We start from the raw sequence: 16,633 nt of genomic DNA on the forward strand, positions 1-16,633 counted from the left end.
TTTTATGCGATTGCGCTGGGGAGAATTGCCTGACTTCTTCGTCACCGTGAAGCCGATGCCGGGCTCGGCACTCTCAGCAGCGATCACCTGCAACCCAAACGCAGAACGCCCGGCGCGATTGCCCCGGGCGGCCCGTTGAAACTGGTTCCGCTTGGTCAGCCGGCGCAGGGCACCAGGCTTCTGCTCGATGGCCGTCATGCGGCCACGCAGCCTTAGGCCGTGAGCTTCTTGCGGCCGTCGCGACGGCGCTTGTTGATGATCGCACGACCGTCCTTGGTGGCCATACGCGCACGGAAACCGTGACGGCGGGCACGCACGAGCTTGGAGGGCTGGTATGTACGCTTCATGACATCAAACCGCGCGTGGCACGGTTCCTCTTATTGGGCTGCTCAAGGCAAGAATTTCGGACACACATCAAGCGCCAGGCGCCCACGGTGCGGGTTGGTGGGGTCTATAGGGAAAACGCGGGCACAAGTCAACGCGGACGCCACGACTTCCTTGCGCCTGTTGCCCCGTTGTTTTCGGAGCGGTATCACCCCATAAAGCCCACTACCATCTCTTCTGGCCACTGGCGGCAATGGCAGACATAATCAGACCCGATCTCTGCGTCATCGGCGCCGGCGCCCTTGGTATCGATCTGGCCCTTCTGGCCCGGCAGCGGGGGCTCGACGTCGTGCTGGTCGACATTCCCGGTACCGACCGGGTCGATCCCGCCCAGGGCAGCTTGCGCCGCGCCGCTTTCCTCGCCAGCGCCGCGCGGGCGCATGCCATCCGCACCGCCGACCAGGTTGGCCTCGATACGCCGGCGCCCAAGCCCAATTTCCGCGCTATCACCGAGCATGCCGCCGCCTTGGCCGCCACCGCCGCCCCGCGCGATGCCGTGGAACGGCTGGCCGCTCTGGGCGTCATCACGTTGGAGGGCGCGGCGAGCTTTGTCGATCAGCGCAGCCTGCGCTGTGGCGACACCACCATTCGCGCCGGCCAATTCGCCCTGGCTACCGGCGCGCAGTCGGTGATTCCCGCTTTGCTGGGGCTCGACGACGTACCCTATTTCACGCCCGAGACCATTGCCGACAATATCCGCAAGCTCAGCCATCTCGTGGTCATTGGCGGCAGTCCGCAGGCGCTCGAACTGGCACAGGCCTATCGCCGGCTCGGCTCCATGGTGACTATCGTGCCGCAGGGCGGAATGCTGGCTGGCTTCGAACCCGAACTGGTAGCGATCCTGCTGCAGATTCTGCGCGAGGAGGGGATCGTCATCCGCGACGATGCCGAGGTCACCGCCATCGTGCCGCGCAGCCAGGGCACCGGCGTTACGCTGCATACCCCGGCCGGCGAAGACGGTCTCGATGTCTCCCATATCCTGGTCGCAATGGGCCGGGCGCCGGTGCTCGATGCCAGACTGCTCGACAAGCTGAAACTCCGGCGCGATCGCCTGCGGCCCGACCACCTGCTGGTCGGTTCCGATGGGCAGACCTCCAATGGCCGTGTCAGCGCCATTGGCGGCGCGGCTGGCCAGGACCATCCGCACGTCGCCGCAAGGCAGGCCGGGCTGCTGGTCGAGCGATTGGTGGGCCAGAGCAATGGTCGGCTCGATCCCCATAAACTCCCCCGCTTCGTGGCCACCGAACCTGCCCTGGCCCAGTTGGGCACCTTTGCCGGTGACAAGCCGCTGCGGGCCGGCCAGAGCGTGTTGCGCGCCAACCTGGCCGAAACCGATGCCGCGCGCGCCATGGGGCAGATGCAGGGCGCCGTCCGCCTGGTCATCGGCAGCAAGGGCACCATTACCGGCGCCGGCGCCGTAGGCCCCGGTGTCGGCGAGATCATCGCCATGCTGGCGCTGGCCGTGTCGCGCGGCCTGACGCCCGGTGATCTCGCGCATCTGGCTTTGCCGCAATCGAGCATCGGCGCGGCGCTGCTCGATCTGGCCGCCCGGCACCTGGCGCAGCAGGAGCGGCCCGGCTGGAAACGCCGCCTGCCCGGCCTTGCGCGCTTCCTGCCCTGATCCCTTGTCCGGGGGCTTACGCCCCGCCCGGCTTTCCCTATAATGATTTGCAATGACAGCCGAACGCAGTGTCCCGCCCGGCCGGTTCTCCGGTCTCTCGATCAAGCTCATCGCCACCATCATCGCGGTGATACTTCTGGTCGAGGTTGTGGTGTATCTGCCCTCGCTGGCCACGTTCCGCGCCAACTGGCTCGATGACCGGCTGCGCGTCGGCGTGGTGGCGGCGCGCGTGCTCGATGCGGTGCCCGACGTCATGGCGCTGCCGCGGGAACTGACTGATCGGCTGCTGACCTCGGCCGGCGCCAACGCCATCGTCTATCGCCGCCAGGGCCAGAGCCAGCTCATCGAACTGGCCAGTCCCGTGCGGCCCGACGTGGTGGTCACCGCCGACATGCGCCAGGCCGACTTGATGACGCTGATCGTGGGTGCCATCGACGTGCTCTTCGCCACGCCCGACCGCACCCTGCGCATTGTGGGGCAGGGCGATCTCGATGACAGCCTGGTCGAACTGTTGATGTCGGAACGCCCGCTGCGCCAGGACATGCTGGCCTATTCCCGCCAGATCGGGATTGTCTCGCTCGCCATTGCCGCCGTGACCGCGGTGGCGCTCTATCTGCTGGCCAGCTTTCTCTTCATCTATCCAGTGCGCCGGCTGACCCAGAATATGCTGGCTTTCCGCCAGGCCCCCGAAAATGCCAGCCTCATCATCACCCCTTCGGCCCGGCGCGACGAAATCGGCATTGTCGAGCGCGAACTGGCCGCCATGGAATCCGATCTCTTCTCCATGCTGCGCCAGCGCCGGCACCTGGCCGATCTGGGCCTGGCCGTCGCCAAGATCAACCACGACCTGCGCAACACCCTGACCTCGGCGCAATTGCTGTCCGACCAGGTGGCGACGCTTGACGATCCCAAGGTGCAGCGGCTGGCGCCGCGCCTCGTCACCACACTGGACAAGGCCATCGGTTTCGCCCAGTCGGTGCTCGACTATGGCCGCGAAACCGCGGCGCCCCCAGTGCTGGCGCCGGTCGCCATGCTGGCGCTGGTGGAGGACGCGGCTTTCGAGGCCCGCCTGGTCGGCCACCCCGCGATCGGCTTCGCCAATCAGGTGCCCGAGACGCTGGTGCTCAATGTCGATGCCAGCCAGCTCGGTCGCGTCCTGCTCAACCTGCTCAAGAATGCCCGCGAGGCGCTCGAAGCGGCCGGCACCACGATTGCGTCACCCCAGGTTTCCGTCATCGTCAGCGAGGACGACGAAGCCGTGACCCTGTCGGTCAGCGACAACGGCCCCGGCCTGCCGCCGCGCGCCCGGGAAAACCTCTTCGTGGCCTTCGAGGGCTCCGCCCGCGCCGGCGGCACCGGCCTGGGTCTGGCCATCGCCCGCGAAATTACCGAGGCGCATGGCGGAAAGCTGCTGCTGGCCGACCAGCCCACCGGCACGCGCTTCGACCTGATCCTGCCCACCACCCTGCGTGTCCAGGTCTAACGATTGCGTTTCCGGGAGCCGGTCCGTCGTAACAACGCCACTGCGCCCTCTCCTCCGCCCGTTTCTCCCGCATGCCACATGGTGCTCGCTCTCGAAAAAGCTCGCGCTGCCTTCATGCCGCGGGCCAGCGGCCGGTCAGTGACGAAAAACTGTCATCGACGCGCTTGCCAAGGCGGAACCGCCCATGTATGGGTTGCGCCGCTTCAGGCCATTGAGCGTTCCGCCACCGCCTGAACTGCCGTCCCACGACGGCCTGCGCGCCCGTAGCTCAGCTGGATAGAGCACCAGACTACGAATCTGGGGGTCAGGAGTTCGAATCTCTTCGGGCGCGCCAATTATTTCAATCACTTAGCGTTACCTCGTATGGTTTTCGATGTGCCGGTTTGCAGTTGGTTTGCAAACTTTGTGCTGGGTGCGTTCTCAAAAAGGGTGATAGCCTCGCTCGCGAGAACGCGGGTTCGAGCAAGGTATTTCTCTAGGATCGAGGTCACTGTCTTGAGTGAGTGACCCGTGATCGAAGCTATCTGGGGGACCGTAGCGCCCGCCTCGGCCAGCATCGTAACAGCCGTGCCGCGAAGGTCATGGAAGTGCAGCCCGGAGATGCCAGCGGCTCGAGCCGCGGCTTCCCACTGGGCTTTGAAATAGCGCGGCTTCCACGGACGCGCGGTTTTGGTCGTGAGGATCACGGCGGCGGTTCGGTCCATGCCGTCCAGCATTGCCTTTAGCGCCTTGGTGCAAGGTATATCGACCTTCTGGCCGGTCTTTCCTTGGCGAAGGGATAGGTACTGCCCGTCATAGTTGTTCCAAGAGAGGCGCAACAGGTCGCCCTGGCGCTGGCCGGTATGCAGCGCGAGGATTAGCGCCCGCTGGATTTCAACCGGGGCCACAGCGATCACCGCTTCAATCTGTTCGGGAAGCCAGATCATGTCCGCGCGGTTGCTATGGTAGAGCCGCTTAAAGCCTTCGACATGGTTGGCAAAGACCACGCCATTATCGCGCGCCCAGGTCAGCATGGCCGAAACGACAGAAAGCCGGTTATCCCCTTCGCGCTCACCGGAATCGCGTGCCACCTCCGCTCGCCAGTCCATGAAGTCCTTACGGACACGGGGGTCCTCTAGGGCCGCAACGGGCATTTTGCCGAACTTGACTTCGGCCTTGGTCAGCATCCGCTTGTATTCGCGTTGTGTGCTGGCCCGCAGCTTTCCGAACTCGGGGGAAAGGGTGTAGTCGCGCACAAGGCCATCAAAGGTGCCGTTGAGCCGGTCCAGAAGACTCTTTTCGGCTTCACCATATCCGCGCAGGAATTCGGGCGACCCCGGCTTGCCAGCCAGGGCACGGCCAGTTGCGCGGTGATAATAATAAAGCCGGATTGAGCCATCAGCGAGCCGTTTGCGAACGGTGTTGATGCCTACGAGCTTAGCCCGCACCATTTGCGCGTCTCCACGCCTCTAAGGGGGTTTCGTTTTCGACGGCATCGCCGGTGTATATGACAAGCCTGCCGCCTTCGACCTCGACCCGCGAAATGGCAAGGCCGCTGGCCAGAACACCTTTTACAGTGCGCTCGATGTCGGTCTTACGGATTGTTGCGGGACGGTTGGCCATTAGCCCCACTCAACGATGGTGCGAAGCAGTTCTGGCACGGCAGCCGCCAACTGGGCGGTATCGACCACAAAAACGCCAGGTGCTTTTGCTTTTGCGACATCGGAAAGGTCATTGGTGCCGAGCTTTTGCAGCTCGAACCCTGTCTGCCTAATCCAAGGCGTTCCGGCCTTCTCTGACCAGAACAGGAAGTATCGAGCCGCGAAAGCTGCATAGTCGTCGCTGGGGGCTATGGCATGGCGAACAGAAAGCTCGCATTCATTCGCGATCCAAAGGGCGAAAGGGATCGATTGCCCGCTCTGCACCAGCACTTTTGCTAGGCCGAGCAGCAGCGCATCACGGCCACTATAGAGCCAGCGCCCGTTTTCTTGGAGCTGGCCGAAACCTTCAAAAGATCACGGCGCCGCCAGTCTCGCAGGTTTTCCACCGTGAGGTCTGTCATGGCCGTAACTTCGGCAGGGGTCAGCGAATAGGTGTTTGCGTCTCTGTGCATGATCTCACACTAACCGAGTTATATCTCACGGTCAAGGGGTTGTAGTTGCCGCTGGAGTGTGGTGCCTTTAGGGCGCAAAACAGGGAGGAATTTCATGGAAGAGAAAACTTGGTTATCTCGGTATTCGGATAAAGAAGCCACCCAGCTGGTCGAGCGCAAATGGGCAAATAGGGCGATGGTCCAAGACGACCTTTCGTTAGAACCCGGTCGTAAATTCATGGAGGCAGTGACTGATGCAAATGACTGGGAAGTTATTAGAGCCAGCGAGCCTAGCGAGAGCGGCGGGTTTTATCTAGTTTGGGAGACTGTGCGCCGTCGCGCATAAAAATGCCCCGCCCGACTCCCTGTAAGGACCGGACGGGGCTTTTTGGCTGGAGTTATGGACCACATCCAGCCAATGGCCGACCGGGGGAGCATGACAATACCCCGGTGGGCTGGACGGCGGCGCACTATGTACAACGGGCTACGGAAAACCCATGCGCCGACCGAACCTATGTTCGCCGCAGATTGATGCGGACCTCCTGGCCCACCGTGCGGCTAATCTCTTTCAAATTGCGTTGGACCGCGGGCCGAAGAAACGGCCGGGCCGCCGCGTCTGATCGGCCGAATTCGATGCTGGCCGACGCTGAATCCGTGCTCGTGACGTGCGCCCCGTTCGTACCCAGCGGCCCGGATACGATCCCGGCCCGAAGTGCGCCCGTCTGGTTGTGGGGTGACTGGCCCGCCGCGCTCGGAACGCCGAATCCATCTATAATCGAGGCTTTGGCATCGTCCCGAATGTTAGATGCGGCCCGAACCAGCCCGGACTGCACATTGACGTTGGCGAGGTTCTTCAGGCGCTGCCGGTGCCGCTTTAGGCCCTTCATACCGAATCCTCCCAATGGACCAGCTTGAGCGCTTGCTCGGGATCGACGCCCAGTTCCTTGGCTTGGCCAAGGGCCTGAATGATCGTGGCAAGAGCGCGTGCCCTGCCGCCCGTGTCGAACGCCTGCACGGGCCGCAGCGTATCGATGACGACATTGCCGCCCAGCTTGTTGGACGCCTCCTCAGCCATGACCGCAGCGATAGGCTGCAACATGTACGTGCAAAGGTGCCGCTGGGCCTCGCGAACGAGATTGCCTTGGGCGGACGTACCAACCAGAGCGGGCAGCACGCCAAAGGCGCTTAGGACCGATGCGCGGGCCGCATCGAGCGTTTCGGTCGGCAGTGCGCCGCGAATGTCAGGGGTAACGTCATTGCCCCGCCAGTCCTGTTGCGGTGCGACGCCACCAGCCGCAGCTACAGAGGTGGATTCGCGAAGAAGAACGCGACCGCGACGGCCCCTAAACCCACGGCCAAGGGCTTCCATATCAACGTCAGGGGACTCAGGAAATGGCACAATCTGCGAGCCAAGCGGGGCCTCTTCGTAAATCTCGCTAAGTGCAGTCTCGACCGAATGGAGAAGACCGGCAGATAGGCGCGCCCGATGCAAAGGGGCACTGCCCTGCCAAGGGCTGGTAGCGTCCGAACCGATACGGAAGTGCAGGACCTCAGCGGCCAGAGCGGTAATCGACTTGTTGCCCCCGGCCTCGCTAATGGACAGGCGGTAGGCATAGGGCTTGCCATTCCGGGTCGATAGGTCCCAATCGGATACGGCAACCAGCGAACCGGTGTCGCCAATATAGAACACGGCCTCGCCACGCAAAGCGAGCGCACGCCCAATCATTGCCATTGTGTGCCGATCGAGAATGGCTGTGCCGTTCACGTCCGCGAGGGAAAGAACATTGGCCCAGAGCGTCACGCAGGACTGGACGGTCCCGGTCAACTCGGCAATGCCCGTGGTGCCAGCAAGATAGTCCTGCCGCGCACCGATCAACATTCCCGTGTAACCGGTGCTGCTGACAGAGCGTTTTTCGCGCTTAAAAATATCCCAGATCGCCATTAATGTACTCCCAGACGCCGGTAGGGGCGCAACAGGTCAGCCGCCCCAGAATTCTGAAGGGCGCGGGCCACGTAATCGCGATTGAACCGCAGGCTAAGCTCCCCCGAAGTGATAGAGGACACGCCAGCGGGGTGAGTGCTGGCAGCGACCATGTACTCGCTTAATCGCCTATAAGCCTCTTGGACCGCTGGGGGAGCGTCCGCGTCGCCGTGGCGGCGTATCGAGGCGGACTCAAGACCATTATTTTCGACACCGACATCGATGGGGAGAGCGGTCAGGAATCGTGCATGCGGTGGGCCAAGTTGCGGCAGGAGGGAAGCCTCGTGGTGCGCCGGGCAAGCCAGGCGCGGATCGGAGAGGCGATTGCCTGGGCCGAGAAAAATGGCTTTGACTTTATCGTCATCGATACGCCTGGTCGGGACATTGCGGGTATGAAGCGGGCGCTCGATCTGGCCGACTTTATGCTGACCCCCTCCCAACCTTCGCCGCTGGACTTGCAGGCGACTGCGCCGCTCCGCCGGCTTTGGTCAGTCTCCGGAACACCGGCCAGCATCGCGCTGACCATGGTCATCAGAGAAACGCTGCCGCGCACCCGCAATTATGTTGAGCGCTATGCAGAACAGGGTGCCGTGCTGCCTGCCATTATTGGTCGACGGGTGCAGTATCTGGACGCCATGGAGCGTGGGTTGGGCGTGTCCGAATATAGGCCGGGCGATATTGGCGACAGGGAGATGCGTCGACTTCTTGCTGCCATTTTTGCTGAAGCCACGAAGCAGAAGGTGGCGTGATGAAGGCGGAAGATGAAACCTCGGAAACGATCGCGACAGATCGCCCGATTTGGAACATACGCGAGGTGCGCATCCGGCTGCCGCGTCCAGGTATTAGCGCCCTCAAGCAAAAGGCGGATGCGGACGGTGTGACCGTCAACGCCCTGATCGCACGCTATATCGACCAGGGCCTTGTGTCCGATGGCCGTCCTGGTCTGTTTGAATTGTCGGCCTGGTTCCGGACCTATCTACGCCGCAAGGGTGGTCGCGACAGCGAAGCCAAACGCGCGGCCCGAGACGACGATTTTACCTGATCGTGACATAGGGCTTGATTGCGCATGGAACGGGCGGCACCCCTCCGTGGGTCCGTGGGTCCGTGGGTCCGTGGGTCCGTGGGTCCGTGGGTCCGTGGGTCCGTGGGTCCGTGTACGGCTGGTTGCCGATGGCGCTTTGGAATAGGTGGCCGCCGAGTCGGCAACGCGCCCCATATCGGCCGTTCGCCTGGGCTTCACCAGTTCCAAAAAGCGGACATTCAACTTGGCGGACGAAAACCGAGGACTCCGGTGGATTTCGGCCCGCCCGTTTTGCGTCCCAAGGACAGGCAGCCAGCCGCACCTAGGCGGCAGCGAAACGGCATGCCGTCAAGTGGCGCGACGTGGTCCGTCTGAGGTTGGGCGCTCACACGGGCTGTCGCTAGAACACGGCCCCTGCTGGTGCCGCCGTGCCGCGCAGTCTGACCGCATCCTTGCTGGGCGGCGCGCCAAACTGGCGACGATATTCGCGGCTAAACTGGGACGGACTGTCATAGCCGACATGATAGCCGATAGCCGCCACATCGCTATGCTGCGCAGCCAGCATCAGCCGGGCCTCCTGCAGCCGGATCTGCTTCTGAAACTGGATCGGGCTCATCGCAGTTGCGGCCTGGAAGTTGCGATAGAACGCCGAGACGCTCATGCCGCAGATCGCCGCCACGTCTTCGACACGAAAGGCATGGGCATAGTGGTCGCGGATCCAGCGCACCGCCCGAGCGATGTGGCTGAGATTGCTGTCGGCTAGGCCGAGCTGCCGCACGGCCGCCCCCTGGTCCCCAACGATTAGCAACCAGAGGATTTCGCGCTTTATCAGCGGGGCAAGAACGGGAATATCGCGTGGGGAATCGAGCAGGCGGATAAGGCGCGTAACCGCATCCAGCAGTGCGGCCGGCGCTGTACTCACCGTCATGCCGCTTGGCGGGCTGCCCCGGCCATCGCGCAGATCGGGTGCGCCCGCCTGTAGCAGCAGTTCGGCAATGCTGGCGGGGTGCAGCACCATGCCAAAGCCCAGTGCCGGACAGTCTGGACGGGCATCGATGAACTGGCCATTCACTGGCAGGTCCAGCGAAGAGACCAGATACTCTCCCGGGCCGTATTCATAGACGCAGTCGCCCAGCGCTAGGCGCTTCATGCCTTGGGCGATCAGCGCCATGACCGAGCTGGTCATCGAGGATTCCAGCTCTGAGACATCATGACGGGCAATGAGCACCCCTTCGATCGGGGTAGTCATGTCAGCCCGCGCATGGCGGTTGATAAGGCTGCGCAGTTCGTCCAGCGGCATGGCACTCTCTCCACATTGGCAGGTTCGTTGCTAGCACGGACCAGCAACGACGTCGTGCTTAATTCTACACAATGATAGGATTGTGCAATAACGCGAGAGGATGCGCCTAACGCTGGAGCAGCTACCGGTGGTTCAGTGCAGACATCGGCGGACGACAGGGCCCGCCGGACCTAAACCACCGGAGACCATCATGTCTGAACAGAACAAGCAGATCGTCCGCCACTACTTCGAAGGCCTTGATGCTCAGAAGTCCCCGCCCGCCGAATGGGTGACGCCGGAATTCATACTCCATATTGCCGGCTCTCCGGACATGAACCTCAATGCAGCGCTTGAGTTCTCCGTCGGGCTCGTCACCGCCGTGCCGAACCTCACCCACCCGATCGTCGAGCTGGTCGCTGAAGGGGACAAGGTCTCCTATCGGGGTCGCTATGAGGGGACGCAGTCGGCACCCTATCTCGGGGCCATGGGGCCCAGCGGCGTGTTGTCCGCGACGGGCGCCGGTGTCTTCCGCATTGCCGATGGCAAGGTCGCAGAGCTCTGGATCTGGCCGGACACGATGACGGTCCTGCAGCAATTGGGCGTCCTGCCGCAGCAGGGCTGACCACACGCCCCTGCAGCATGAGACCCCGTGCTGCGCAATTTACCCACTCCATCAAGGAAAAGACCCATGACGATACAACACGGCTTTCACGCCGCCTTCCCCGCTCACAGAGGTCAGGGCGACGCCCTTGTCGCGCTTCTCCTGGCCGCCCCGTCGCTGGGCAATGATGACTGCGTGGTGTTCCTGGTCAGCCGCTCGGCCAGCAATCCCGATCTGGTCAGCGTTGCAGAAGGCTGGACCAGCCAGGACGCGCACGCAAAATTCTTCGCCAGCCAGGAGGCCCAGGCCTTCGTTGCCGAGCTGGCCCCGTTGATTGCCGGGGAGTCCATCTACTCCGACGCCATCCCCGTGGGCGGCAAGGCCATCCTAGCCTAGCTGCCGCCCCACCTAGCCCACTCAGCCCCCGCTCGGTCGATGTCCGGGCGCGCATACCCACACCCTCAAAACGGAGCCTTCCATGTCCATTCCCCGTCCCGCCCTCGACCCTGAATTGAGCACCAAGCTCGCCGACTTCCCGCTCGGTGTTGATCTCAATCCCGAACTTCTGGCGCAGATGCGCCAGTATGCAGTGCCCGCCGAAACTTATCTCAATGGCCGTGCGCTCGAGCGCCGCGAGATCGCGGTGACTGCCGCCGATGGCGCCAGCCTGCCCCTTACCGTGCTCCGGCCGTCGGCGCCCACGCAGAATGCCCCCTGCATCTACTGGCTGCACGGTGGCGGCATGGTGATGGGCGATCGCTTCGCCAATCTCGATATCCCGCTCGACTGGCTCGACCAGCATGGCGCGGTGGTGGTGACCATAGACTATCGCCTAGCGCCCGAAGTCTCGGGCACCACTCTGGTGGAGGACTGCTACCAGGGCCTGCTGTGGCTTGCCGCCCATGCCGGGGACCTCGGCATTGATCCCAACCGTATCGTGGTGGCTGGCGCCAGCGCCGGTGGCGGCCTCGTGGCGGGCACGGTGCTGATGGCGCGCGACCGCAATGGCCCGTCCATTGCAGCCCAGATCCTGATCTGCCCGATGCTGGACCATCGCAACGCAACGCCGTCCAGCCAGCAATATGCCGGCGAGCCCGGCGTCTGGACGCGCGAGAAGAACCTGTTTGCCTGGCAGGCTGTGCTCGACGGCGAGACGGGCGAGATCTCCAGCTACATCTCGCCGGCGCTCGAAACCAATCTGGCAGACCTGCCGACCACCTATATCGACGCCGGCACGGCCGAAGTCTTCCGCGATGAGGACGTCGCCTATGCCAGCAAGATCTGGGCAGCGGGCGGCCAGGCCGAGCTGCACATCTGGGCCGGTGGCTTCCACGGCTTCGATGCCATGTTCCCCGATGCTGGTTTGTCTACGGCAGCCCGCGCTGCCCGCAGCGCCTGGCTCAGCCGCGTCCTGAAGACCCTCGCCTGAATCCTTGAGCGACTTCGGCCCCTATCCCATACCAACCAAAGGAAATTTCCATGAAAACTGTTCTCATCACTGGCACCTCGTCCGGCTATGGCCTGGAAACGGCCCGCTACTTCCACGACCAGGGCTGGAGGGTCATCGCCACGATGCGCCACCCGCAGCCGGACCTGTTCGCCCAGTCCGACCGCCTCCACGTCCTGCCCCTCGACGTCACCAATGCCGACAGTATCGCAGCCTGCCTGGCGGCAGCCGGCCCCATCGACGTGCTGGTCAACAATGCCGGCATCGGCATGGTGGGGGCGTTTGAGGCCTCGCCCATGGCCCAGGTGCGCCGCCTGTTCGAAACCAATACCCTGGGGGTCATGGCCATGATCCAGGCCATCCTGCCCAAGATGCGGCAGCAGGGCGGCGGCGTCATCGTCAACGTCACCTCAAGCGTTGTGCTGTCGCCCTCGCCGTTCGCCGCCGCCTATACCGCCACCAAGACCGCCATCGAGGGCTTTTCCCGGTCGCTGGCCAAAGAGCTGGTTGCCTTCGACATTGGCGTCAAGCTGGTTGAGCCCGGCTATGCGCCCACGACGCGGTTCGGCGCCAATACCGAACTGCCCATTGCCGACCTGATCCCACCGGCCTATGCCGATTTTGCACGGCCGATCTTCGAGGCCTTTGCCGTTCCCAGTGTTACGACGCGGGAAATCGATGTGGCCGAGGCCGTGTGGCGGGCCGCCAATGACACCACCGGCCAGCAGCGCTTTCCCGCTGGTCCCGATGCCGTGGCGCAGTGGGAAGCCTCGCGATGAGCATGCGCGCGATCCTGGCCGCCACCTTGCGCTGGCACCTGCGCAAGGCCCGGCGGAGCTTTCAACTGCTTGGCCGCTGGCTGACCCAGCCGGCACGCTCGCCGACCCGCACCGTGCGCTGGGGGTGAGGGGGCCCTCTCAAATCGTCCAACTTACCAGGGAGCATTTGGCCAGGTCCGGGCGCGCAGAACGCGCGACCGGACCTTCAGGCGCGAAGCGTGCAACCACGATAAGACGGCTGCCTTTCGCGTTCATCGCGAGGGACGAGCAACCGGCGGCACTGGGCGGAAGCCGACGGGCCGTAACGCGCCCCATTTCGGTCATAGAGGCTGGTCGCGCCATGTCCCGGAAGCAGCCGTAATGCATAGGCGAGCGACCTCTCCAAGTTCAGCGAGGCCGACAAGCCTCCGCACCGATCGAGGCGCGCTGCGGTGAGCGCCGCCTACTAGCCCACCTTGCGCGCAGTGAACGGTGTTACCGTCTTGCACTGCATCCCGGCAATGATCGCTGCCGCCGCAGCATCGAGGCCAGGAATGGCCAGGTCATATTCGAAGACGCTGTTTCCGGTGACTTCGGTGGGGCTGACCATGCGGACCGTCTGGATGACGCCGGCGCCAGAGGTGCCGCCATTGGCCGACATGGTTTCATCGACCAGCACGCCGCGCCAGTTCAGCCGGCCGGTTTCGGTCCAGTGGAACATGCCGCGGGCTTCCATGAACAGTTTTTCGGGATGGAACACGCCATTCCAGATGATCTGGCGCGTCTGGCTGGTCATGCCGCCTGGTATCTGGCCCCTGACCATCTGGCAGGCGGAGGTGTCGGTGGTGCCGACACTGATCTGCCACAGACCATCCTCGGGCGTGAATTCATCGGCGAGTTGCAGTGGGCATGACCCATCACCGCCATATTTGCGGTCAAGCTGGGCGGGCGTCAGATCCTGCCAACTGAACCCGGATGCGTCCTGGACCAAGATCATGTCGATCGCGCCTACTTCCGTCTTCAGCCGCAGCGTTGCCTCGACCTCTTCAATCGTCACTGTGCTGACCTTGCAGGTGCAGCCGGACGTTCCGCAGACCGCTGTCTGGACATATTGTGCCTGGGCCGGAGCGACCTGAATCGCCAAGCCCGCTGCCAGACCCAAAGCCAGGGCCGCATTTCTCGTGCGCATCTTCATTGTCGGGCTCCTCAATTGGACAGCATTTGCCGAAACGCTTCGGGCGTGGTGTTGCTGAGATCGATGGGGTAGACGGCGCCGCTTCGTTCGGATTCGGCCGCCGCTGCCTGCCTGCCGGGCGGCGTCACGCTCATCGTGTCGCGGATCATCTCGAAAATGACGTCGACCATCATGTCCTGGCCCTGCATGTAGCAAAGCTGGCTGGAGTCGACGGGCGCGCAGCGACCATTGGAGTCCAGCCATTGGTGCGGATTGAGCTCGATGGTGTTGACGGTGCCGAAGCTCTCCCAGAAGAAGCTGGCGGTTGGCAGATCGCTACCGGCGCCACCCGCCGTCTCGTAAAAGTAGGGTTCGCTCATCGCCCAGTCATTGGGCAGGGTCAGGGATATGCCGCTGGCCGCGTGGGTCACAGGACAGCCCGAGGGCGTGTTGGTGCAAACAAAGGCGACATCCTCGCCCAGCCCCTGATCGGCAGGGCCGGTGTCGCCGTCACTCCCGGTGGCCAGCGGAATTTCGAAGTCATTGCGGCCATTGGGATCAACGGTGATGGTGTCGGCGAGGACGATACCGGCGTCCAGATTGATGCCTTCGACCTCATAGGTGCCACCGGCTGCCAGATCGGTGACAAAGCTGGTCTCCAAGTCATTGCTGGCAAAGGCGATGTCCATTTCCTGAACATCGGTGCGGATAGCTGACCATTGCACGCCCACATCGCCGATTTCGAACGGCGTGCGCAGACGCACAGGGACGGTGGCGGCCGTGGCGGGCTGGGAGGGCGCGGAGACCTCGGGCGCCGATGATGTCATATCGACAAAATCACCGGGTGCAGGCCCGTGCACGGCCTCGCGCATTTCGGACAGCGAGGGGGGAGTGTAGCCGCCGGGCCACATGACGACGCTGATGCCCATGGCGCCGGAGGAGAGGGTTCCGGCATAGCCGATCTCATAGGGGGTGAGATAAAGCGTCATGGGCTCGGGGATCGGGTCGCCCACAGTGAAGGTCATCTGCAGCACCTCGTTTTCGAGCGTGGCGCTGGAAAAGCCCCCCTCCCGTCCAGCAGCCTGCGGGCCAGCCAGCATTTGGCCGGCTGTCCAGCTGCCGCCAATCGGGGCATCGGGATAGGGGTGGTCCAGCGCCAGTGTCAGCAATTGGTCGGCGCCCGCCTGGACCTGATAGGGTGGAACGCCCAGGATCTGCCAGGGGCCGTCCAGGGTCGGGACGAAAGGGTCCTCCTCGCTCATGGCCGGAATGACGAAGTCATTGGCCTGACCGGGCAGGACTTCGACGACGCCCTTGAAGGTGTCCTTGGGCCCCCAGTCGGCAGTGACTTCATAGCGGCCGGGCTCGAAGACGCCTTCGCCTGTCACGGTCTTGCCCGAGGGTGCCCAGGCTTCCGGGCTCATGTCGGGATCGAGCGGAATGGCCGACCATTCATGCGGCACCTGCGGATAGTCGGGCGGCAGGCGGAAAATGGCCGGAACCATGGGCAGGTCATCCTGCCCCGGTGCGGCCCGGGTGGCCGCGGCGGCCTGGGCGGCGAGATCGGCGGTATTGGTCTGGTCGGCATCTTCGAAGGGCATACCGACGCCGAATTCGCGCGAAAATAGGATCTCGCGTTGATTGCCGGAGATGTAGCGGAGTTCGTAGACGCCAGCCTCCGCCGGCGCCGTCAGGCCCATACTCTGCGTCCGCCTGTTGTTATAGGGATAGCCCCAGCTATCGAAATAATCGTCAGGCGCAGCACCGGGGCGGGCGATGACGATGCGCTGGCCAACCTGGTTGGGCCCGCGCCAGGTAAATTCAAAGCGCTTGTCCGATTCCACCGACCCGATGGCATCGAAGCCGTTCGAGGCGGCAACGACTTCAATCGGCTGGCGCGCGATGACGCCCTGGCCGGTCACGGCCAGGATCAAATCATACTCACCTGCCTCAAGCGGGGCGCGCCTGGTGAACGGATTGCTGCCGGCGGCAGCGCCGCCGAGCACGCCATAGGACGGGCTCACATCCGGCGCCCCCTCGCCGCGCCGCGTGAAGCCGGCATAGTCGACATTGCGCGCGGTGCCCTTGAACGAGATTGTGTAATTGTGCCCGGCTTCGGCCTTCGGGCCGATGTCGAAAAAGGCTTCAGCAACTGGCTCGGGCTCAGGCGCCGGGGCTGGCTCGACCTGCGCCACCTGGCGCAGGGCATCGGCCAGTTCCTGTCCGGTCTGCGGGGTGAGCAGCAGGCCGCCCGTGGCGTCGGCCACGCAGGACATGACCTCGCCTTCCTCCTTGGTCAGTCCGAAACCCACGACGTGAGCGCGGATGGCGATGCCTTCATTGGCCAATTGCGCGGCCAGCGCGCAGGGGTCGGCCTCGCAGGTTTCGAGACCGTCGGTGACGAGGATAATGTCGGCCGATTCCGCAGTGGGCGGGATCATCGAGGCGGCCAGCGACATCGCGTCGGTGATCGGCGTCATGCCGCGCGGATTGAGGCGGTTGAGGCTCGACGACAGCCCGGAAGGATCATTGATCCCCACATTGGCGATCACCTCTATGTCCGAACAATCGCTGCGCCGGTTGTGGCCATAGGCGATGACGCCAAGGGGAATGGAATTGTCGCGGCTGGCGAAGAAGTCGCCGATCACTTCGCGAGCGATCTCGACCTTGCTGATACCACCATCGAGCTGGCCCCACATCGAGCCGGACGCGTCATAAATGAGGATGGAGGCGCTATCCGCATCTTGTGCTGCGGCCGGCATGGCCAGCCCGGCGACAGCGCTCAACAGCGCCACGCGTCCCAAATCCTTCAA

Annotated in this window: 20 protein-coding genes and 1 tRNA gene; 11 read left to right on the forward strand and 10 right to left on the reverse strand. The window is 63.7% G+C overall.

Annotated features, from left to right (window positions below; genetic code table 11):
- Together NVV79_RS01415 and rpmH are read right to left on the reverse strand one after the other, a co-directional pair.
- Positions 1 to 198: ribonuclease P protein component (locus tag NVV79_RS01415; protein WP_303985512.1), on the reverse strand; the 198-nt coding region annotated here is incomplete at its 3' end.
- Between the two features lie 14 nt (positions 199 to 212).
- Positions 213 to 347 carry a 50S ribosomal protein L34 gene (rpmH, locus tag NVV79_RS01420; protein WP_127751898.1) on the reverse strand — a complete coding sequence of 45 codons (135 nt, stop codon included), beginning with the start codon at positions 345 to 347 and terminating at the stop codon, positions 213 to 215.
- 230 nt (positions 348 to 577) lie between these two features.
- Between rpmH and NVV79_RS01425 the strand changes: the two genes are divergently transcribed.
- The 3 genes from NVV79_RS01425 (at position 578) to NVV79_RS01435 (ending at position 3,822) form a co-directional block, all read left to right on the forward strand.
- Positions 578 to 2,005 (forward strand): FAD-dependent oxidoreductase, encoded by a 1,428-nt coding sequence (locus NVV79_RS01425; protein ID WP_303985518.1) that lies wholly within the window; start codon positions 578 to 580, stop codon positions 2,003 to 2,005.
- Positions 2,006 to 2,057: 52 nt separating this feature from the next.
- The gene (locus NVV79_RS01430; protein WP_303985520.1) at positions 2,058 to 3,488 is read left to right on the forward strand and encodes a HAMP domain-containing sensor histidine kinase; all 1,431 of its coding nucleotides are present in this window, start codon (positions 2,058 to 2,060) and stop codon (positions 3,486 to 3,488) included.
- A 257-nt stretch (positions 3,489 to 3,745) separates the two neighbouring features.
- Positions 3,746 to 3,822: transfer RNA gene (locus tag NVV79_RS01435), tRNA-Arg, on the forward strand.
- 10 nt (positions 3,823 to 3,832) lie between these two features.
- Here the strand turns inward: NVV79_RS01435 and NVV79_RS01440 are convergent.
- Genes NVV79_RS01440 through NVV79_RS01450 form a run of 3 tightly spaced genes read right to left on the reverse strand, consistent with a single transcriptional unit; the run spans position 3,833 to position 5,398 of the window.
- Positions 3,833 to 4,918: a tyrosine-type recombinase/integrase gene (locus tag NVV79_RS01440; protein WP_303985522.1), complete on the reverse strand. Its 1,086-nt coding sequence runs from the start codon at positions 4,916 to 4,918 to the stop codon at positions 3,833 to 3,835.
- Entirely contained in the window at positions 4,905 to 5,090 is a 186-nt protein-coding gene (locus tag NVV79_RS01445; protein ID WP_303985524.1) for a hypothetical protein, read from the reverse strand. Before NVV79_RS01445 ends, NVV79_RS01440 begins: the two co-directional genes overlap by 14 nt.
- Positions 5,090 to 5,398: a hypothetical protein gene (locus NVV79_RS01450; RefSeq protein WP_303985526.1), complete on the reverse strand. Its 309-nt coding sequence runs from the start codon at positions 5,396 to 5,398 to the stop codon at positions 5,090 to 5,092. Before NVV79_RS01450 ends, NVV79_RS01445 begins: the two co-directional genes overlap by 1 nt.
- A 276-nt stretch (positions 5,399 to 5,674) precedes the next feature.
- Here NVV79_RS01450 and NVV79_RS01455 point away from each other — a divergent pair, with 276 nt between their 5' ends.
- Positions 5,675 to 5,905: a hypothetical protein gene (locus tag NVV79_RS01455; protein WP_303985527.1), complete on the forward strand. Its 231-nt coding sequence runs from the start codon at positions 5,675 to 5,677 to the stop codon at positions 5,903 to 5,905.
- A gap of 166 nt (positions 5,906 to 6,071) precedes the next feature.
- Here the strand turns inward: NVV79_RS01455 and NVV79_RS01460 are convergent, their stop codons facing one another.
- Both NVV79_RS01460 and NVV79_RS01465 read right to left on the reverse strand, forming a co-directional pair.
- The gene (locus NVV79_RS01460) at positions 6,072 to 6,446 is read right to left on the reverse strand and encodes a hypothetical protein (RefSeq protein WP_303985529.1); all 375 of its coding nucleotides are present in this window, start codon (positions 6,444 to 6,446) and stop codon (positions 6,072 to 6,074) included.
- The gene (locus NVV79_RS01465; protein ID WP_303985531.1) at positions 6,443 to 7,501 is read right to left on the reverse strand and encodes a phage portal protein; all 1,059 of its coding nucleotides are present in this window, start codon (positions 7,499 to 7,501) and stop codon (positions 6,443 to 6,445) included. Before NVV79_RS01465 ends, NVV79_RS01460 begins: the two co-directional genes overlap by 4 nt.
- Positions 7,502 to 7,788: 287 nt before the next feature.
- Between NVV79_RS01465 and NVV79_RS01470 the strand changes: the two genes are divergently transcribed.
- Positions 7,789 to 8,289 (forward strand): ParA family protein, encoded by a 501-nt coding sequence (locus tag NVV79_RS01470; RefSeq protein WP_303985533.1) that lies wholly within the window; start codon positions 7,789 to 7,791, stop codon positions 8,287 to 8,289.
- Positions 8,289 to 8,582: a hypothetical protein gene (locus NVV79_RS01475; protein WP_303985535.1), complete on the forward strand. Its 294-nt coding sequence runs from the start codon at positions 8,289 to 8,291 to the stop codon at positions 8,580 to 8,582. Before NVV79_RS01470 ends, NVV79_RS01475 begins: the two co-directional genes overlap by 1 nt.
- 379 nt (positions 8,583 to 8,961) lie before the next feature.
- On the opposite strand, the gene NVV79_RS01480 is transcribed toward NVV79_RS01475, so the two are convergent.
- Positions 8,962 to 9,861 (reverse strand): AraC family transcriptional regulator, encoded by a 900-nt coding sequence (locus tag NVV79_RS01480; RefSeq protein ID WP_303985538.1) that lies wholly within the window; start codon positions 9,859 to 9,861, stop codon positions 8,962 to 8,964.
- A gap of 190 nt (positions 9,862 to 10,051) precedes the next feature.
- Here NVV79_RS01480 and NVV79_RS01485 point away from each other — a divergent pair, with 190 nt between their 5' ends.
- From NVV79_RS01485 to NVV79_RS01505, 5 genes are all read left to right on the forward strand, one after another.
- Positions 10,052 to 10,462 (forward strand): ester cyclase, encoded by a 411-nt coding sequence (locus NVV79_RS01485; protein WP_303985540.1) that lies wholly within the window; start codon positions 10,052 to 10,054, stop codon positions 10,460 to 10,462.
- A 66-nt stretch (positions 10,463 to 10,528) separates the two neighbouring features.
- On the forward strand, positions 10,529 to 10,837 hold the full coding sequence (locus NVV79_RS01490; RefSeq protein ID WP_303985542.1) for a putative quinol monooxygenase: 309 nt from the start codon (positions 10,529 to 10,531) through the stop codon (positions 10,835 to 10,837).
- 82 nt (positions 10,838 to 10,919) lie between these two features.
- Positions 10,920 to 11,870: an alpha/beta hydrolase gene (locus NVV79_RS01495; protein ID WP_303985544.1), complete on the forward strand. Its 951-nt coding sequence runs from the start codon at positions 10,920 to 10,922 to the stop codon at positions 11,868 to 11,870.
- Positions 11,871 to 11,920: 50 nt separating this feature from the next.
- Positions 11,921 to 12,667 (forward strand): SDR family oxidoreductase, encoded by a 747-nt coding sequence (locus NVV79_RS01500; RefSeq protein ID WP_303985546.1) that lies wholly within the window; start codon positions 11,921 to 11,923, stop codon positions 12,665 to 12,667.
- Positions 12,664 to 12,795 carry a hypothetical protein gene (locus tag NVV79_RS01505; RefSeq protein ID WP_303985548.1) on the forward strand — a complete coding sequence of 44 codons (132 nt, stop codon included), beginning with the start codon at positions 12,664 to 12,666 and terminating at the stop codon, positions 12,793 to 12,795. The genes NVV79_RS01500 and NVV79_RS01505 overlap by 4 nt, the downstream gene beginning before the upstream one ends.
- Positions 12,796 to 13,112: 317 nt before the next feature.
- Here NVV79_RS01505 and NVV79_RS01510 read toward each other — a convergent pair whose 3' ends face one another.
- Both NVV79_RS01510 and NVV79_RS01515 read right to left on the reverse strand, forming a co-directional pair.
- Entirely contained in the window at positions 13,113 to 13,841 is a 729-nt protein-coding gene (locus NVV79_RS01510; protein WP_303985550.1) for a hypothetical protein, read from the reverse strand.
- An 11-nt stretch (positions 13,842 to 13,852) separates the two neighbouring features.
- On the reverse strand, positions 13,853 to 16,615 hold the full coding sequence (locus NVV79_RS01515; protein ID WP_303985552.1) for a hypothetical protein: 2,763 nt from the start codon (positions 16,613 to 16,615) through the stop codon (positions 13,853 to 13,855).
- Positions 16,616 to 16,633: the final 18 nt, after the last annotated feature.

The organism is Devosia ginsengisoli (assembly GCF_024707105.1).
GTDB lineage: Bacteria > Pseudomonadota > Alphaproteobacteria > Rhizobiales > Devosiaceae > Devosia > Devosia ginsengisoli_A.

Excerpts from the sequence above, each read along its gene's own strand:
- rpmH (WP_127751898.1), bottom strand. The coding sequence starts at position 347 with ATGAAGCGTACATACCAGCCCTCCAAGCTCGTGCGTGCCCGCCGTCAC.
- NVV79_RS01425 (WP_303985518.1), top strand. The coding sequence starts at position 578 with ATGGCAGACATAATCAGACCCGATCTCTGCGTCATCGGCGCCGGCGCC.
- NVV79_RS01430 (WP_303985520.1), top strand. The coding sequence starts at position 2,058 with ATGACAGCCGAACGCAGTGTCCCGCCCGGCCGGTTCTCCGGTCTCTCG.
- NVV79_RS01440 (WP_303985522.1), bottom strand. The coding sequence starts at position 4,918 with ATGGTGCGGGCTAAGCTCGTAGGCATCAACACCGTTCGCAAACGGCTC.
- NVV79_RS01445 (WP_303985524.1), bottom strand. The coding sequence starts at position 5,090 with ATGGCCAACCGTCCCGCAACAATCCGTAAGACCGACATCGAGCGCACT.
- NVV79_RS01455 (WP_303985527.1), top strand. The coding sequence starts at position 5,675 with ATGGAAGAGAAAACTTGGTTATCTCGGTATTCGGATAAAGAAGCCACC.
- NVV79_RS01460 (WP_303985529.1), bottom strand. The coding sequence starts at position 6,446 with ATGAAGGGCCTAAAGCGGCACCGGCAGCGCCTGAAGAACCTCGCCAAC.
- NVV79_RS01465 (WP_303985531.1), bottom strand. The coding sequence starts at position 7,501 with ATGGCGATCTGGGATATTTTTAAGCGCGAAAAACGCTCTGTCAGCAGC.
- NVV79_RS01470 (WP_303985533.1), top strand. The coding sequence starts at position 7,789 with ATGCGGTGGGCCAAGTTGCGGCAGGAGGGAAGCCTCGTGGTGCGCCGG.
- NVV79_RS01475 (WP_303985535.1), top strand. The coding sequence starts at position 8,289 with ATGAAGGCGGAAGATGAAACCTCGGAAACGATCGCGACAGATCGCCCG.
- NVV79_RS01480 (WP_303985538.1), bottom strand. The coding sequence starts at position 9,861 with ATGCCGCTGGACGAACTGCGCAGCCTTATCAACCGCCATGCGCGGGCT.
- NVV79_RS01485 (WP_303985540.1), top strand. The coding sequence starts at position 10,052 with ATGTCTGAACAGAACAAGCAGATCGTCCGCCACTACTTCGAAGGCCTT.
- NVV79_RS01490 (WP_303985542.1), top strand. The coding sequence starts at position 10,529 with ATGACGATACAACACGGCTTTCACGCCGCCTTCCCCGCTCACAGAGGT.
- NVV79_RS01495 (WP_303985544.1), top strand. The coding sequence starts at position 10,920 with ATGTCCATTCCCCGTCCCGCCCTCGACCCTGAATTGAGCACCAAGCTC.
- NVV79_RS01500 (WP_303985546.1), top strand. The coding sequence starts at position 11,921 with ATGAAAACTGTTCTCATCACTGGCACCTCGTCCGGCTATGGCCTGGAA.
- NVV79_RS01505 (WP_303985548.1), top strand. The coding sequence starts at position 12,664 with ATGAGCATGCGCGCGATCCTGGCCGCCACCTTGCGCTGGCACCTGCGC.
- NVV79_RS01510 (WP_303985550.1), bottom strand. The coding sequence starts at position 13,841 with ATGAAGATGCGCACGAGAAATGCGGCCCTGGCTTTGGGTCTGGCAGCG.